Below are 17,120 nucleotides of genomic sequence, written 5' to 3' on the forward strand. Positions count from 1 at the left end.
CATGTACGTAGCCGTCAAAGGAGGCGAACGCGCCATCCTCAATTCCTACCGGATGCTCGACGCCTATCGCCGCGGCGACACCGCGGTGCCGGAACTCACGCTGGCACAGATCCGCGAGCAGATGCCGCTGGCGGTGGCGCGCGTGATGGCCGAGGGCTCGCTGTACGACCCGCACCTGGCGGCGCTGGCGCTCAAGCAGGCCGCCGGCGACCAGATCGAGGCGATCTTCCTGCTGCGCGCGTACCGCACCACGCTGGCGCGCTTCGGCTATACGCAGCCGCTCGATACCGGCGCGATGCGCCTGCAGCGCCGGATCTCGTCGACCTTCAAGGACGTGCCCGGCGGCCAGGTGCTGGGGCCCACCTACGACTACACCCAGCGGCTGCTGGACTTCTCGCTCGACGCCGGCCGCGCGCCCCAGCCGCTGCCCCCTGAGCTGGAACCGCTGTCCGACACCATGCCGCGCGTGACCAGCCTGCTGGAAGCGGACGAACTGGTCGAGGCCGACGAGATTCCCGCTGGCGACCCCGCGCCGCCCGACCTGACGCGCGAGCCGCTGACCTTCCCCGCCGGCCGCGCCGCGCGCCTGCAGAACCTGGCGCGTGCCGACGAGGGCTTCCTGCTGTCGATGGGCTACTCGACCCAGCGCGGCTACGGCAATTCGCACCCGTTCGCGGCCGAGATCCGCTACGGCACGGCCGAGGTCGAGCTGTTCGTCGAAGAGCTTGGCTTTGCCGTCACCATCGGCGAGATCGAGCTGACCGAATGCCAGATGGTGAGCCAGTTTGCCGGCAATGCCGACGAGGCGCCGCGCTTTACGCGCGGCTATGGCCTGGTGTTCGGCTACAACGAGCGCAAGGCGATGTCGATGGCACTGGCCGACCGCGCCATGCGCGCCGAAGCGCTCGGCGAGGCCGCCGACGCGCCGGCCAACGACATCGAATTCATGCTCTACCACAGCGACAACGTCGAGGCCTCGGGCTTCGTGCAGCACCTGAAGCTGCCGCACTACGTGGACTTCCAGGCCAACCTGGAGCTGCTGCGCCGGCTGCGCGCCGAAGGCGCCGCCCATGCGCCGGATAGCGCCATGCCTGCGACCGCGGCGCCACCTCCGCAGCCGCAACCCCAGCCACAGCCACAGCCGCAAGAGGAGACGCTGGCATGAGCGCCGCCGACACCACCCTGGCCGCGGGCATCGCCCGCGACGAGCACTACAACTTCGGCTATCTCGACGAATCGACCAAGCGCATGCTGCGCCGCGCCTTGCTCAAGGCGGTGGCGATCCCGGGCTACCAGGTCCCGTTCGGCAGCCGCGAGATGCCCCTGCCGTACGGATGGGGCACCGGCGGCATCCAGGTGACCGCCGCGATCATCGGCAAGGACGATGTGCTCAAGGTGATCGACCAGGGCTCGGACGACACCACCAACGCCATCAATATCCGGCGCTTCTTCGCCCGCGTCACCGGCGTGCCGACCACCGAGCGCACCACCGAGGCCAGCATTATCCAGACCCGCCACCGGATCCCGGAGACCCCGCTGCGCGCGGGGCAGACGGTGGTGTTCCAGGTGCCGATTCCCGAGCCGCTGCGCTGGCTGGAGCCGAGCGAGGGCGAGACCCGCACCATGCACGCGCTGGCGGAATACGGCGCGATGCACGTCAAGCTGTACGAGGACATCGCCCGCCACGGCCACATCGCCACCACCTACGACTACCCCGTGATCGTCAACCAGCGCTACATGATGCGGCCTTCGCCGATCCCCAAGTTCGACAACCCCAAGCTGGACCGCAGCCCGGCGCTGATGCTGTTCGGCGCGGGCCGGGAAAAGCGCGTCTATGCGGTGCCGCCATACACCGCCGTCAAGAGCCTGGACTTTGCCGACCATCCGTTCACGGTGGAGTCATGGTCCAACTGCTGCGCGCAGTGCGGCGCCACCGACAGCTACCTGGACGAGATCATCACCGACGACGCCGGCACGCGCCGGTTCGTGTGCTCGGATACCGAGTACTGCGCCGGCCGCCAGGCCGCGCAAGCCGTCGAGAGCGCTGCCGGAGGTGCGCAATGAGCGCCGCCCCGCTGCTGTCGGTGCGCAACCTGACGCGCACCTGGGACGGCCTGCACGGCTGCCATGACGTCAGCTTCGACCTCTATCCAGGCGAAGTGCTGTGCGTGGTGGGCGAATCGGGCTCGGGTAAGAGCACGCTGCTGCAGGCACTGTCGATGCAGGCGCCGGCGCAGCGCGGCACGGTCAGCTACGCCATGCGCGAGTCCGGCGTGACCGACCTCGCCACCTTGTCCAGCGCGCGCCTGCGGCTGCTGGCGCGCACCGACTGGGGCTTCGTGCGCCAGCACGCGCGCGACGGCCTGCGCATGCAGGTCAGCGCCGGCGCCAATATCGCCGAACGGCTGATGGCCGTGGGCGAGCGCCACTACGGCAACCTGCGCGAACTCGCCGGCAGCTGGCTGGAGAAGATGGAGATCGACCTGGCGCGGCTGGACGACGTGCCCGGCACCTTTTCCGGCGGCATGCAGCAGCGGCTGCAGATTGCGCGCAACCTGGTCACGCACCCGCGCCTGGTGTTCATGGACGAGCCCACGGCGTCGCTCGATGTGTCGGTGCAGGCCCGCCTGCTGGATCTGCTGCGCCGCCTGGTAGCGGACCTGGACCTGGCCGCGGTGCTGGTCACGCACGACCTGGCCGTCGCCAGGCTGCTGGCGCACCGCACCCTGGTAATGCAGGGCGGGCGCGTGGTCGAGCAGGGCCTGACCGACCAGATCCTCGACGATCCCCAGCATCCATACACGCAGTTGCTGGTTTCTTCCATCCTGCAGGGCTGAGCACGATGCACGCAGAACAACCACAGAAGCTGGTCGAGGTGCGCGGCCTCGGCAAGATGTTTACGCTGCACAACCAGGGCGGCATCCGCCTGCCGGTCTTGCGCGCGATCGATTTCGATGCCGCGCGCGGCGAATGCCTGGTCCTGTCCGGGCCGTCCGGCACCGGCAAGAGCACGCTGCTGCGCTGCCTGTACGGCAATTACCTTGCCACCGAAGGCAGCATCCGGCTGCGCGATACCAGCGCCGACGGCGCGCCGTGGGTCGAGCTGGGCCACGCCAGCGAGCAGCGCGTGCTGCAGCTGCGCCGCGACGTGATCGGCTATGTCAGCCAGTTCCTGCGCGCCATCCCGCGCGTGGGCGCGCTCGACGTGGTGGCCGATCCGCTGCGCCAGCGCGGCGCCGGCGAGGGCGAGGCGCGCGCCCGCGCGGCTGAACTGCTGGCGCGGCTGAACCTGCCGCGCCGGCTGTGGGACCTGCCGCCCGCCACCTTTTCGGGCGGCGAGCAACAGCGCGTCAATATCGCGCGCGGACTGATCGGCGGCCATCCCGTCCTGCTGCTGGACGAGCCCACCGCCTCGCTGGACCCTGAAAACCGCGCCGTGGTGGTCGCGCTGATCCGCGAAGCGCTGGCCGAGGGCCGCGCGCTGATCGGCATTTTCCACGACGAAGCCGTGCGCGATGCGGTGGCCACGCGCCTGCTGCCGCTGCACCCCGCTACCGCCCTCGCCTGAACCGAACCGCCCAGAACGGAGCCAGACATGCCTGCGACCTACCTGACCCACGCCACCCTGGTGCTGCCGGACCGCGTGCTGCATGACAGCGCGCTGCTGATCGAGGATGGCCGCATCGTGGCGATCGAGCCGGCACCCGCGGCCGTGCCCGCGCATGCCGCCGTGGTCGAACTGCATGGCCACACCGTGATGCCCGGCCTGGTGGACGTGCATTGCGACGCCATCGAGAAAGAGGTGGAGCCGCGCGCCAGCGTGCTGTTCCCGCTGGACTTCGCGGTGGCGCAGGTCGACCGCCGCAACGCCGCGGCCGGCATCACCACCCCTTATCACGCGCTTTCGTTCGCCGGCAACCAGTTCGGCGTGCGCAACGTCGACACCGCAGCCACCGTGGTGCGCACGATCGCCGCCTACCGGCAGCACAGCCTGGTCGACAACCGCATCCATTGCCGCTACGAGGTCACCGACGCCGGTGCCGTGCCGGTGCTGGAAGCGCTGATGGCCGAAGGCGTGGTCGACCTGCTCTCAGTGATGGACCACTCGCCCGGCCAGGGCCAGTTCAAGACCATGGACGCCTACCTGGCCTACATGATGGGCAACCACGGCATGAGCCGCGACGCCGCCGCCGATGCCGCGCGCCAGAAGGCCGCCGCGCTGGAGGGCGCGCATGAGCGCATCGACCGGCTGGTGGCCGCGGCGCACGCGCTGGGCATTCCCACCGCCAGCCACGACGACGATTCGCCGCAGCGCATCGCCGCCATGCACGCGCTGGGCGTGCGCATGAGCGAGTTCCCGATCAACCTGGAGACCGCGCAGGCCGCCTGCGCCCGTGCGCTGCCGACCATCCTGGGCGCGCCCAACGTGCTGCGCGGCAAGAGCCAGAGCGGATCGATGCGCGCCATCGACGCGATCCGGGCCGGCGCCGGCACCATCCTGTGCTCGGACTACCAGCCCTCCACCCTGATCGCCGCCGCGTATGCCGCCGGTCGCCAGGCCGGGCTGCCGCTGAACCAGGCGCTGGCGCTGGTCACCGCCCACCCCGCCGATGCCTGCCAGCTGGCCGACCGCGGTCGCCTGGCGCCGGGCCTGCGCGCCGACGTGATTGCGGTGTCCGAGGTGGCGGGCCAGCCGATGGTCACGCACACGTGGTCGCGCGGGCGGCTGGTGTTTGCGGCGGGTTATCCGTCGCTGCGGCCCGCTGGCGATGCAGCCGTGCCGCGCCGGACGGTGCTGCGCGAGGTGGCATGACCGACCGGGTGCGGCCATCGAGCTTGCCTCGTATTGCGAATCATTATCATTTGAGCATACAATGCGAGGCTGTTTGTCCGTGCCCGAGTTTTCCGCGCCATGCCCGCCGCCGAGCCTACGCTCAACGATGAAGTCCGCACGCTGTACCTAGACCATCACGGCTGGCTCCACGGCTGGCTGCGCCGGCGCCTGGCGAGCGCGGGGCAAGCGGGGCACGCGGCCGACCTGGCGCACGACACCTTCGTGCGGCTGCTGGCGCGCGAAGCGCCGATCGCCGCGCGTGAGCCGCGCGCTTTCCTGGCCACGGTGGCGCGCGGGCTGGTGGCGAATTTCCACCGCCGCCAGGCGCTGGAGGCCGCCTACCAGCAGGCACTGGCGGCGCTGCCCGAAGCCGAGGCCCCGGACCCGGAAACGCGTGCGCTGCTGCTCGAGACCCTGGCCGAGCTCGACCGGCGCCTGAACACCCTGCCCGCGGCGGTGCGCCGCGCCTTCCTGCTGTTCCAGCTCGACGGCATGCCGCAAGCGGCCATCGCCGGCGAACTGAGCGTGTCGGTGGCCACGGTGCAGCGCTATATCGTCAAGGCGCTGCACCAGTGCTGTTTTTCCGCCTGAGCCGCGCCGCATGTCGTTACCCGGTGCACCCTACCCGCCGATCGATGCCGCCATCACGCTGCGCGCCACGCAGTGGTGGCTAACGCTGCAGTCGCCCGAGGCCTCGCCGGCCAGCCGCGCCGGCTGCGCCCGCTGGCGTGCCGAGCATCCCGACCATGAGCGCGCCTGGCAACACCTGCACGACTGCAGCGCCGCCCTGGCTTCGATGCCGCGCGGCGTGGCGCGGGCAGCGCTGGCAAGCCCGCCGCCGCGGCGCGGCCGGCGCCGTGCCATCGCGCTGATGGCCGCCACCGCGGTTGCCGCCGGCTCCTGGCAATGGCAGCGCGGCGGTACGCTGCTGGCATGGCGGGCCGACCATGCCACCGGCATCGGCGAGCGCCGGCGCGTGACGCTGCAGGACGGCACGGAGATCGACCTGGATACCGACAGTGCCATCGCCGTGCACTACGGCGCTGCCGAGCGCCGGGTCACGCTGCTGCGCGGCGCCATCGCCGTGGCAACCGGGACGGACGTGCTGGCCAGGCCTTTCCGCATCGGCACCGCGCAGGGAACGTTGCGCGCGCTGGGCACCCGCTTCACCGTGCAGATGCACGACGATGCGACCGCCGTCGCGGTGCAGGCGGGCGCCGTCGAAATTCGCCCGGCCGATCCGGCCGCGGCGCCGCGCGTGCTGCAGGCCGGCGAGCGCACCCGCTTCAGCCGCGCGCGGATCGATCCGCCCGAGGCCGGCGACGTTGCCGATACCGCCTGGACCCAGGGCATGCTGGCCGTGCACGACATGCGCCTGGACCGGTTCCTGGCGCAACTGGCGCGCTACCGCCATGGCCGGCTGGGCTGCAGCGGCGATGCGGCGGACCTGCGCGTGTCGGGCATCTTCCCGCTGGACGACACCGACCGCGTGCTCGATGCCCTGCCCCACCTGCTGCCGGTGAGCGTCGAGCGCTGGACGCGCTACTGGGTCAGCGTGCGGCGCAGGGCGTGAGTCCAGGCCGGACATCTATCAGCCGGCATCGCCAATAGAAATTTTTGTTGCGCTGAACTGAGGGGTTTGCCTGTTTCAAGTGGCCTGACAGAGGAAAGGCTGATTTCCGGCCGCAATCTGAAAGGACTGTTTCATGGGCAAGCTTCATCTGCCATCCCCGCCCGCCGGCACGCGCCGGCACCCTGCGCTGCGCATCCGCCGCAGCGTGCTGGCCGTGGGCCAGGCGCTGGCCCTGTCGGCCGCCGCGGCCCCGCTCGCTGCCTTTGCCGCGGAACCGGTGCCGGCACCGGCGGCCGCGGCACGCAGCTACACGATCCCGGCCGGCGCGCTGCAGCCGGCGCTGACGCGCTTCGGCCTGGAATCCGGCGTGCTGGTGTCTTACGACGCCGCCGACCTGGCGGACCGGCGCACCGAGGGGCTGCAGGGCCGCTACGCGCCCGAGGACGCACTGGCCGCCCTGCTGCGCAACACCGGCCTGCACGCGGTGCGCGTGCCCAACGGCTTTGCCGTCAAAGCCATGCGCGCCGCTGCCCCGGAAGCCGGCGGCGCCACCCTGCCCGCGGTGACCGTGACCGCCGCCCGCCACGACGCCGAAGCGCTGACGCCGGCCTACGCGGGCGGACAGGTGGCGCGCGGGGCGCGGCTGGGGCTGCTGGGCAATGCCGATGCCATGGACTCGCCCTACAGCAGCGCGGCCTATACCGCGCAGGCCATCGAGGACCAGCAGGCCCGCACCATCGGCGACGTGCTGGCCAACGACCCCACGGTGCGCTTTACCACCTCGGCCGGACACCTGTACGAGAACTACACCGTGCGCGGCTTCGATATCTCGTCCAGCGACCTGGCCCTGAACGGCATGTACGGGCTGGCGCCGTACGGGCATGCGCCCACGGAATTCGTCGAGCGCGTCGAACTGCTGCGCGGCCCCACCGCCATGCTGACCGGCATGGCACCCAGCGGCGCGGTCGGCGGCGTCATCAACCTGGTGCCCAAGCGCGCCGCGGATACGCCGCTGACGCGGCTGTCGGCCAACTATCTGTCCGAGGGCCATGCCGGCGCCAGCGTCGATATCGGCCGCCGCTTCGGCCCGGACAATGCCTTCGGCGTGCGCGTGAACGGCGCCTATGGCAATGGCCGCACCGGCATCGACGGGCAAGCCAGGCGCCGCGCACTGGGCGCGGTGGCATTGGACTATGCCGGCGAGCGCGTGCGGGCCTCGCTCGACGCCTACGCCAGTGAAGAGGAAGTGCGCAACGGCAGCGCTTGGATGGCCTCGTTCGCCAGCACCGTGCCGGCTCCGCCCAAGGCCGGCACCAATATCCTGCCAGGCACGCATGGCCGGCTCGACAACAACGCCGTGGTCGCGCGCGGCGAGGTCGACCTCGCGCGCGACTGGACCGCGTACGCGGGCCTGGGCACGCTGCACTACAAGTACAGCGGTTTTATCAACGGCACGCGCGCCAACAATGTCCGGCCCAACGGAGACTACACCGGCATCACCTACAACCAGAAGGGCTACACCGATACCGTCTCGGCCGAGGCCGGCGTGCGCGGCACCGTGCGTGCCGGACCGGTAGAGCACCGCCTGGTGCTGGGCTACACCTACCTGGGCCTGCGCAGCGGCACGGTCAACGTGGCCAGCCGGTCGTTCCTGTCCAACATCTACGCCCCGGTCACGCCGATCCTGGCGGCATCCCCCGGCAACGTGCCCAGGACCGCCGACACCACGCTGACCAGCCTGGCGCTGGCCGACACGCTCGCCTTTGCCGACGACAAGGTGCAGCTGACCCTGGGCCTGCGCCACCAGCGCGTGCAGGCGCAGAGCTTCAGCGCGACCACCGGCGCGCGCACCGCGGACTACGACGAAAGCGCCGTCACGCCCTCGGTGGGCCTGGTGCTCAAGCCGTGGGGGCCGCAGCTGGCGCTCTACGGCAACTACGTCGAAGGGCTGAGCCAGGGCGATACCGTGACCGACGTGACCGCGCGCAACTACCAGCAGGTGTTCGCGCCCTACAAGACCCGCCAGGGCGAGCTGGGCGTGAAGTGGGACAGCGGGCGACTGACGCAGACCCTCAGCGTGTTCCAGATCACGCGTCCGACGCTGATCAAGGATGGCGCCACCAATACCTACGGCCCGGACGGCGAGCGCCGGCATCGCGGCGTGGAGTGGAACGTCTACGGCGAAGCCGGCCGCGGCGTGCGCGTGCTGGGCGGCATCGCCTATACCCGTGCGGTGCTGACGCGAACGGCCAACGGCGCCTATGACGGCAACACCGCGTTCGGCAGTCCCACCTGGTCCGGCAACCTGGGGGCGGAGTGGGACCTGCCCTGGGTTCCGGGGCTGACCGTCAGCGGCCGCGTGACCTACACCGGCTCGCAGTACGTCAACACCGCCAACACGCAGAAGATCGACAGCTGGACCCGCTACGACATCGGTGCCCGCTACGTGACCAAAATCCAGGGCAAGCGCGTGGGCTTCTACGCCAGCGTCGAGAACCTCTTCAACCAGAGCTACTGGGCGGGCTCGTTCAACGACGGCTACGTCACGCAGAACGCGCCGCGCCTGTTCAAGTTCACAACCTCGGTGGATTTCTGATGCGCTTCCCTGTCCTGATCCTGCGCCGCGCCGCCTGGCTGTCGGCGTCCCTGATGCTGTCGCTTGCCGCCATCGCCACGCCGGCTGCCGCATCCGCTCCCGCCCTGGCCGTGGGCCAGCCTGCGCACGGCGTCTGGCAACCCGGCGCACCGCTGCACTACACGCTGTCCCTGCAGGCAGGCGACGTGGTGCGGGGACTGCTCGACGGACCGGCGGCAACGCTCGACCTTGCCGATGCCGGCGGCAAGCCGGTGCGCCGGCTGCTGGGGCCGACCACGCTGTCGCGCAGCTTCCTGTTCGTGGCCCCCGGCAGCGGCGCGTACCGGCTCACCGTCAGCGGCGACCACGCCGACGTGCCCGGCGCGGTCGGCGGACGGCCCTTTCCCGGCGCGCCTTACGTGCTGCGCATCGACGAGATCGTGCCGCGGGCCGCCCAGCACGCGCCCGCTGACCTGCCCGACAGCCTCGCCCTGCGCGAGCTGGCGCAGACCCTCGCCAACGGTGGCAACACTGAGGCGTTCTGGCAGGACATGGCCCGGCGCGGCACGCCCCTGGTGGAGTCCCTGCCCGCAACCGGCAGCGGGCAGGAAGCGATGGTGCGCGTGACTTTCCTGTGGCGCGGCGCGCGCGACAACGTGCGCCTGCTCGGCAGTCCCGCCGGCGACCATGATGCGCTGCTGCGCCTGGCCGACAGCGACGTCTGGTACCGCAGCTACCGCGTGCCGGCAACCACCCGCATGAGCTACCAGCTGGCGCCGGACGTGCCCGTGCTCGACCAGCCGGCCCCGCAGCGCCGGCGCGCCATCCTGGCCACGGTGCAGCGCGATCCGCTCAATCCGCGCACGTTCCCGGACCAGGGCGCGGATCCGTTCCAGCTCAAGTCCGTGCTGGAACTGCCGGCCGCCCCGCCACAGCCGTGGCTGGCGCCGCGCGCGGGAGTGCCCGCCGGCACGGTCACGCCCTACCGCATCGACAGCCGCATCCTCGGCGAGGCGCGCGACATCTACGTCTACCGCCCGGCCCGCGCCCGGCCCACGGCCACGCTGGTGCTGTTCGACGCCCACGCCTACCTGTCGCTGGTGCCCACCCCCACCCTGCTCGACAACCTGATCGACGCGGGCCTGCTGCCGCCCGTCGCCGCGCTGATCGTGGCCAATCCGAGCGCCGCGGCGCGGGCCGCGCAACTGCCGCCCAACCCGGCCTTCGCCGACTTCCTCGCCAACGAGCTGATGCCCTGGGCCGCCACCCTCGGGCTGTCGGCACCGGCGGAGCGCACCGTGGTCGCCGGTTCCAGCTACGGCGGGCTGGCGGCGGCGTACGCGGGGCTGCGCCATCCGGAGCGTTTCGGGCTGGTGCTGAGCCAGTCCGGCTCATTCTGGTGGGGACCCGGCGGCGCGCCCGACCAGCCGCCGCGCCAGCCGCAATGGCTGATCCGGGAATACGCCGCCAGCCCGCGGCTGCCGCTGCGCTTCTACCTGGAAGCCGGGCGTTTCGAGGACGGCCGCGGTGCCGTCAACATCCTGACCACCACGCGGCACATGCGCGACGTGCTGGCCGCCAAGGGCTATCCGGTGGCGCATGCCGAGCATGCCAGCGGGCACGACTACCTGCAGTGGCGCGGCACGCTGGCGTGCGGCCTGATCGCGCTGCTGGGCCGGCCGGAACGCGTCGACGCGGAGGTGGCAAGCGCCTGCCCGGCGTTGCGCGCGGGTACCTCTGCGGCAATCCCGGATGCAGACAAGCGTCCGGCGCCCGGCGTCACGCCGCGGGGTTGAACCCCAGCGCCGTGCTGACCGCGCGCGCCTCGCGCCGCACGGCGCTGCCGATGGGTCCGTCGATGGCGGGGTCGAAGCCGCCGGTGGCGCCCAGCGCGGTCAGCACCGCGCACACCCGCCCGGTGTAGTCGCGCACCGGCGCCGCCACCGCGCTGATGCCGGTCAGGTTGGTGTCGCGCACCCAGGCGCAGTCATCGGCCTGCACCGCGCGGCGCAACGCGCCGATGGGGTCGCTGCCATCGAGCTGCGCCAGCCGCGCCGGGCTGGCGGCCGCAAGCTCTTCCCTGGCCTGCGCCAGGACCCCTTTTTCATCGAGCAGGCCCAGGAACACGCGCCCGGTGGCCGACCACAGCAGCGGCATCACCGAGCCCGCGCGCACGTTCACCGTCACCGGCAGGCCCGGCTCCTCGAAGCGCATGATGGTCGGCCCCTTGTTGCCCATCACCGCGATGAAGCAGGTCACCTCCAGAGTCTCGCGCAGGCGCACCAGCGACGCCTCGGCCAGCCGGATCGGGTCGGCCTGGCGCATCGCCGCCATGCCGATCTGCAGGGCCTCGAAGCCAAGGTGGTACTGCTGCGTGCCCGGCTCCTGCGCCACCAGGTCTTCTTCCACCAGGCTGACCAGGTAGCGGTGGACCTTGGCCGGGCTTTCGTCGATATGCGCGGCCAGCGCGGTCAGGCTGGCACGCCCGCCCAGGCGCGCCAGGCCCTTCAATACGGCCATGCCGGTGACGGCCGACTGCACGCGCTGGCGCCGTTCGCGGGCGCGGGCCGGGGTGGCTTCAAGGATGGGTTCAGGAGCTTTGGATCGGGGCATGGCGGAACGGAGCTGCGCGACGGGGTACGGGTCTTCACGGCGACAGCGGACGATGCCACGCCGTGACGCGGGGCCGGTTCAAGGTTAACCCGCATTCAATCGTTACGCAATGCGTATATGATTTACGCAAAACAGAAAACGCCGGTGCCAGGACACCGGTCCACCCATCAGGAGACAAAGACCCATGCCCCGCCCCCGCCTTGCCCTTTCCGTGCGCCTGGCCCTTGGCGCGCTGACCCTGCCGGTGCTGGCCGCCGGCCCAGCCCACGCCGCCGATGCCTATCCCGCCAAACCGATCCGCTGGATCGTCCCGTACGCCGCGGGCGGCGGTTCGGATTTCCTGGCACGCACCATCGGCCAGGGCCTGTCGGCCAAGGTGGGGCAACCGGTGGTGGTGGACAACAAGCCCGGCGGCAATACCGCCATCGGCGCGGCCGAGACCGCGCGCGCGGCTGCCGACGGCTATACGGTGCTGTCGGCCGACAACGGCACGCTGGTGTTCAATCCCGTGCTGTACAAGTCGCTGTCCTACCATCCCGCCAGGGATCTGGCCCCAGTGACGCTGCTGGGCCGCTTCCCGATGATCCTGGTGGTGGGCGCCGCCAGCCCGGCCAAGACCGCCAAGGAATTCATCGCGCAGGCCAAGGCTACGCAGGGCGGCATCAACTACGGCTCGGCCGGCGCGGGCAGCCCGCACCACCTGGCGATGGAACTGCTGAAGGTGGAAGCCGGGCTGCCGATGACCCATGCGCCATACCGCGGCGCCGCGCCGGCGCTGTCCGACGTGGCCGCCGGCCAGGTCGGCGCGATGATGGTGGACTACGCCGCCGGCGCCGGCTTCATCAAGGGCGGCAAGGTGCGCCCGCTGGCCGTGGCCAATGCCACCCGCCTGCCGCAGCTGCCCGACGTGCCGACCTTCGCCGAGCTGGGCTATCCGCGCGTCGAAGCCGCCGCGCTGGTGGGCATGGTGGTGCCGGCCGGCACGCCGCCGGAGGTGATCAACACGCTGAACAAGGACGTGGTCGCGGCCATCCGCGAGCCGGCGGTCAACAAGCGGCTGGTGGACTTTGGCGTAGAGCCCGTGGGCAACACGCCGGCGCAGTTCAGCGAGCTGCTGCGCAGCGAGTCCGGCCGCTGGACCAGGCTGATCCGCGACCTGAAGATCACGCTGGACAACTGAGTCCGGCCGCAACACCGCGGGCCGTCCGGCGCGCCCGGACGGCAGCGCTTTTTGCCAGGCATCGATGTCTGCCAGGAGTACGTAGCATGACCATCCCCTTCCCCGGCGCCGCGCGCGGCGGCTGCCCGATCGACCACAACACGCTGAGCGCGCCCAACGGCTGCCCGGTCAGCCACAACGCGGCGCAGTTCGATCCCTTCGGCGACGGCTACCAGCAGGACCCGCCCGAATACGTGCGCTGGTCGCGCGAGCAGGAGCCGGTGTTCTACAGCCCGCAGTTGGGCTATTGGGTGGTCACGCGCTACGACGACATCAAGGCCATCTTCCGCGACAACCTGACCTTCAGCCCGTCGATCGCGCTGGAAAAGATCACCCCCACCGGCGACGAAGCCAACGCCGTGCTGGCCAGCTACGGCTACGCCATGAACCGCACGCTGGTCAACGAGGACGAGCCCGCCCACATGCCGCGCCGTCGTGCGCTGATGGCACCGTTCACGCCCGCCGAACTGGCGCACCACGAGCCGCTGGTGCGGCGCCTGACGCGCGAGTATGTCGACCGCTTTATCGACGATGGCCGCGCCGACCTGGTCGACCAGATGCTGTGGGAGGTGCCGCTGACGGTGGCGCTGCATTTCCTGGGCGTGCCCGAGGAGGACATGGACCTGCTGCGCCAGTACTCCATTGCCCATACCGTCAACACCTGGGGCCGGCCGAAGCCGGAGGAACAGGTGGCGGTGGCGCACGCCGTCGGCAATTTCTGGCAGCTGGCCGGCCGCATCCTCGACAAGATGCGCGAAGACCCGTCCGGTCCCGGCTGGATGCAGTACGGGCTGCGCAAGCAGAAGGAGCTGCCCGAGGTGGTAACCGACTCCTACCTGCATTCGATGATGATGGCCGGCATCGTCGCCGCGCACGAAACCACTGCCAACGCCTCGGCCAACGCCATCAAGCTGTTGCTGCAGCATCCCGACGCGTGGCGCGAGCTCTGCGAAGACCCCGCGCTGATCCCCAACGCGGTCGAGGAATGCCTGCGCCATAACGGCTCGGTGGCGGCGTGGCGCCGGCTGGTCACGCGCGACACCGAAGTGGGCGGCATCCGCCTGCCGGCGGGCAGCAAGCTGCTGATCGTGACCTCGTCGGCCAATCATGACGAGCGCCATTTCGCCGATGCCGACCTGTTCGACATCCGCCGCGACAACGCCAGCGAGCAGCTGACCTTCGGCTACGGCTCGCACCAGTGCATGGGCAAGAACCTGGCGCGCATGGAGATGCAGGTCTTCCTGGAAGAGCTGACGCGCCGGCTGCCGCATATGCGCCTGGCCGCGCAGACCTTTACCTACGTGCCCAACACCTCGTTCCGCGGGCCGGAGCACCTGCTGGTGGAATGGGATCCCGCCGAGAACCCCGAGCGCCGCGACCCGGCCCTGCTGGCGGTGCGCCAGCCGGTGCGCATCGGCGAGCCGTCGGCGCACACCATCGCCCGCACGGTGGTGGTCGAGCGCGCCACGGCGGCCGCCGACGGCGTGCTCCGGCTGCGGCTGGTGGCGCCCGACGGCAAGCCGCTGCCGCGCTGGGCGCCGGGCTCGCATATCGACGTGGAATGCGGCGACACCGGGCTGTCGCGCCAGTATTCGCTGTGCGGCGACCCAGACGACGCGGCCGCGCTGGAGATCGCGGTGCTGCGCGATCCCGCCAGCCGCGGCGGCTCGGCCTGGGTCCATGGCAGCGTCAGCGCCGGCGACCGCCTGCGCATCCGCGGCCCGCGCAACCATTTCCGCTTCGACGAGCAATGCCGGCGGGCCATCTTTATCGCCGGCGGCATCGGCGTCACGCCGGTGAGCGCGATGGCGCGGCGCGCCCGCGCGCTTGGCATCGACTACACCTTCCACTACTGCGGGCGCTCGCGCCAGGCCATGGCCATGCTGGACGAACTGCAGGCGCTGCACGGCGCGCGGCTGCACTTCCACGCCAGCGACGAAGGCCGGCGCGCCGACTTCGGCAAGCTGCTGGGGCAGCCTGACGCGGATACCCAGATCTATGCCTGCGGGCCCCAGCGCCTGCTCGATGCGCTGGCCGGATGCTGCGCCGCGTGGCCGGCCGACGCGCTGCGTGTCGAGCATTTCGTCTCCAGGCTGGGCACCCTGGATGCGTCGAAGGAGCAGCCCTTTACCGTGGAGCTGAAGGACTCCGGCCTGGTGCTGGACGTGCCGGCGGGGCAGACCCTGCTGGGCGCGCTGCGCGGCGCCAATATCGACGTGCAGAGCGACTGCGAGGAAGGCCTGTGCGGCTCGTGCGAGGTGCGCGTGCTGGCCGGCCAGGTCGATCACCGCGACGTGGTGCTCACGCGCGCCGAGCGCGACGCCAACCACCGCATGATGGCGTGTTGCTCGCGCGCCTGCGGCGGCGGCCGGCTGGTGCTGGAGCTTTAAGCGCGCCAGCCTCTGGCCGTGGCGTTGAGGGCAGGTACCCGGGGACGGATCTGCAGGGACATGGCGAGGCGTTGCGGCGAGCGCTTCGGGCAAGCCGCGATGCTGCCGCTGGCATACCGGCACCGGCACGGCAAGCGCGCCGTTGCAACGTAGGACAAAACCTGACAACGGCCGCAAGGACACAGGGCTAAAGTAGCAGCGCAACCGCCGCCCCCGCCCTGTTTGCCTCATGCCCCCTGATCCCGCCGCCGTCCACGCCGTTCCCACCGCTGATCATCGCCGCTGGCGCCGTACCGCTGTGCTTTTGACTTTGTCGCTGGTGGCCACGACACTTGCCGTTCCCGCCACGCAGGCAGCCACCATGTCCGCGCCGCCGTTGTCCGAGCTTGCCACATTGCTGCTGGGCACGGTGCGCGGCAAGCCGACCGGCATGCACGGGGTCACGCGCCTGACCACCGGCGACGCCGACCGGCAGCTGCGCCTGGCCTGCCAGGAGCTGATGCGCGCGGGACCGGTCGACCTCGACGACACCACGCGCTTCGACGGCTGCGTGGCGCGACCCGGCAAGATCGTCGACTTTCACCTGAAAGTCTCCGGCATCGATGCCAGCCGCGACGACACCCGTGATTTCATGGCCACGGCCAAGCCGATTCTGGAGCGCGGCATCTGCCGCAATCCGGACGTGCCGGTGCTGGGCAAGCTGGGGATCCGGCTGCGCTATCACTATGCGGCCGGACAGAAGCCGCTGGTGCTGCTCGACATCCCGCCCGAGCAGTGCCGCGGCAAGTGAGGCGACGGATTCAGCCCGCCCGCCCGTTCCCGTTGCCCAGCACCTCTTCGCACACCGCCAGCCACGCCCGCGCCGCGTGCGACAGGTAGCGCCCCGGCGACCAGATATGGGCCATGGTCCAGTCCACCGCGGGTTCGGTCAGGCGCGCCATGGCCAGTGTGTCCTGCGCCTGCAGGCGCTCGGCCAGCGGCTGGGGCAGGAAGGTGGTGCCCAGCCCCGCCGCCGCCATCGACGCCAGGAAGTCCCAGTGCCCGCTGCGCGCCACCACGCGCGGCTCGATGCGGGCTTCCAGGAAGGCCTGCCGCAGCTTGCGCGTCAGCGAGAAATCCTCGGTCAGCATCACCAGCGGCTCGTCGCGCAGCGCCCCCAGCGACACGGTGCGCCCGCGCGCCCAGGCCGCCTTGCGCGGCCCCACCGCCCAGATCGGATAGCGGCCGAACTGGCGCGTTTCCAGCGCCAGGCCGCTGTCGCCCGGCAGCACCGTCGCTCCCACCTCCAGCTCGCCGCTGGCCACCAGTTGCTCCACCACCTGCCCGCCGTGTTCGTCCAGCGTCAGTGACAGATTGGGATAGCGCTGCCGGAACGCGCTGACCGCCGGCGAGAAGAACAGGTTGACCATCGGCGGGATGCCGACCGTCAACTGCCCCCGTCCCAGCGAAGACAGGTCGGAGACCTCCAGCGTCAGCCGGTGCACCACGCCCAGCGCCTCCTGGCCGCGCTCGTAGACCACGCGGCCGACGTCGGTCAGGCGCACGCTCTTGCCTTCGCGGATCAGCAGCGGCTGGCCGACTTCGTCCTCGAGCTGGCGCACCATCTTGCTGATGGTCGACTGGGTCACGAACAGCGACGAGGCGGCCTGGGTAAAGCTGCGCAGCCGCGCAGTCTCGACGAAATAGCGCAGCGCGCGGATATCGATGGGCATGGTGGCGTGGACGGAGCGTGCGCCGGCGATGACGACCGGGGGTGCTAGCGACTCCATGAATAACACGAATGGAAAAGCCAATATTAAATCATGAATGGAATGCGAAAGGTGCGGCTACACTTCGCTCCCAACATGTCGCCCCTGCCCAAACCGCGCCCCCGATGAAGCGCGGAGCGGCGGGCGGCGGCAAGCGCCCCCAACCTT

The 17,120-nt window shown here is 70.9% G+C and carries 14 protein-coding genes; 12 read left to right on the forward strand and 2 right to left on the reverse strand.

What is annotated here, in order from left to right:
• Position 1 precedes the first annotated feature (1 nt).
• The 9 genes from GA0116996_RS24845 to GA0116996_RS24885 all read left to right on the forward strand — a co-directional run bounded on the left by GA0116996_RS24845 (position 2) and on the right by GA0116996_RS24885 (position 10,778).
• On the forward strand, positions 2–1,165 hold the full coding sequence (locus tag GA0116996_RS24845) for a carbon-phosphorus lyase complex subunit (RefSeq protein WP_092316923.1): 1,164 nt from the start codon (positions 2–4) through the stop codon (positions 1,163–1,165).
• Entirely contained in the window at positions 1,162–2,064 is a 903-nt protein-coding gene (locus GA0116996_RS24850) for an alpha-D-ribose 1-methylphosphonate 5-phosphate C-P-lyase PhnJ (protein WP_092316926.1), read from the forward strand. Before GA0116996_RS24845 ends, GA0116996_RS24850 begins: the two co-directional genes overlap by 4 nt.
• Positions 2,061–2,837, forward strand: a complete 777-nt coding sequence (phnK, locus tag GA0116996_RS24855) for a phosphonate C-P lyase system protein PhnK (RefSeq protein ID WP_092316928.1) — start codon at positions 2,061–2,063, stop codon at positions 2,835–2,837. Before GA0116996_RS24850 ends, phnK begins: the two co-directional genes overlap by 4 nt.
• 5 nt (positions 2,838–2,842) lie before the next feature.
• Positions 2,843–3,568 (forward strand): phosphonate C-P lyase system protein PhnL, encoded by a 726-nt coding sequence (phnL, locus tag GA0116996_RS24860; RefSeq protein WP_092316931.1) that lies wholly within the window; start codon positions 2,843–2,845, stop codon positions 3,566–3,568.
• A 27-nt stretch (positions 3,569–3,595) separates the two neighbouring features.
• Complete coding sequence (locus GA0116996_RS24865) at positions 3,596–4,813, forward strand: alpha-D-ribose 1-methylphosphonate 5-triphosphate diphosphatase (RefSeq protein ID WP_092316934.1); 1,218 nt, start codon at positions 3,596–3,598, stop codon at positions 4,811–4,813.
• 99 nt (positions 4,814–4,912) lie between these two features.
• Positions 4,913–5,425 (forward strand): sigma-70 family RNA polymerase sigma factor, encoded by a 513-nt coding sequence (locus GA0116996_RS24870; RefSeq protein WP_092316937.1) that lies wholly within the window; start codon positions 4,913–4,915, stop codon positions 5,423–5,425.
• A 10-nt stretch (positions 5,426–5,435) separates the two neighbouring features.
• On the forward strand, positions 5,436–6,407 hold the full coding sequence (locus GA0116996_RS24875; RefSeq protein WP_092316940.1) for a FecR domain-containing protein: 972 nt from the start codon (positions 5,436–5,438) through the stop codon (positions 6,405–6,407).
• A gap of 133 nt (positions 6,408–6,540) precedes the next feature.
• Entirely contained in the window at positions 6,541–9,003 is a 2,463-nt protein-coding gene (locus tag GA0116996_RS24880; protein ID WP_092316943.1) for a TonB-dependent receptor, read from the forward strand.
• On the forward strand, positions 9,003–10,778 hold the full coding sequence (locus tag GA0116996_RS24885) for an enterochelin esterase domain-containing protein (RefSeq protein WP_244159984.1): 1,776 nt from the start codon (positions 9,003–9,005) through the stop codon (positions 10,776–10,778). The genes GA0116996_RS24880 and GA0116996_RS24885 overlap by 1 nt, the downstream gene beginning before the upstream one ends.
• Here the strand turns inward: GA0116996_RS24885 and GA0116996_RS24890 are convergent.
• Positions 10,762–11,595, reverse strand: a complete 834-nt coding sequence (locus GA0116996_RS24890; protein WP_092316946.1) for an IclR family transcriptional regulator — start codon at positions 11,593–11,595, stop codon at positions 10,762–10,764. The two genes, GA0116996_RS24885 and GA0116996_RS24890, sit on opposite strands and share 17 nt — an antisense overlap.
• Before the next feature lie 184 nt (positions 11,596–11,779).
• Between GA0116996_RS24890 and GA0116996_RS24895 the strand changes: the two genes are divergently transcribed.
• The 3 genes from GA0116996_RS24895 (at position 11,780) to GA0116996_RS24905 (ending at position 15,994) form a co-directional block, all read left to right on the forward strand.
• Positions 11,780–12,775 carry a Bug family tripartite tricarboxylate transporter substrate binding protein gene (locus GA0116996_RS24895; protein ID WP_092316949.1) on the forward strand — a complete coding sequence of 332 codons (996 nt, stop codon included), beginning with the start codon at positions 11,780–11,782 and terminating at the stop codon, positions 12,773–12,775.
• Between the two features lie 86 nt (positions 12,776–12,861).
• A complete protein-coding gene (locus GA0116996_RS24900; RefSeq protein WP_092316952.1) occupies positions 12,862–15,204 on the forward strand; it encodes a cytochrome P450/oxidoreductase in 2,343 nt (780 codons plus the stop codon).
• A 361-nt stretch (positions 15,205–15,565) separates the two neighbouring features.
• Positions 15,566–15,994 (forward strand): hypothetical protein, encoded by a 429-nt coding sequence (locus GA0116996_RS24905; RefSeq protein WP_243419767.1) that lies wholly within the window; start codon positions 15,566–15,568, stop codon positions 15,992–15,994.
• Positions 15,995–16,004: 10 nt separating this feature from the next.
• Here the strand turns inward: GA0116996_RS24905 and GA0116996_RS24910 are convergent, their stop codons facing one another.
• Positions 16,005–16,916 (reverse strand): LysR family transcriptional regulator, encoded by a 912-nt coding sequence (locus GA0116996_RS24910; RefSeq protein ID WP_092316958.1) that lies wholly within the window; start codon positions 16,914–16,916, stop codon positions 16,005–16,007.
• Positions 16,917–17,120 lie beyond the last annotated feature (204 nt).

This window comes from Cupriavidus alkaliphilus, from assembly GCF_900094595.1.
Classification (GTDB): domain Bacteria; phylum Pseudomonadota; class Gammaproteobacteria; order Burkholderiales; family Burkholderiaceae; genus Cupriavidus; species Cupriavidus alkaliphilus.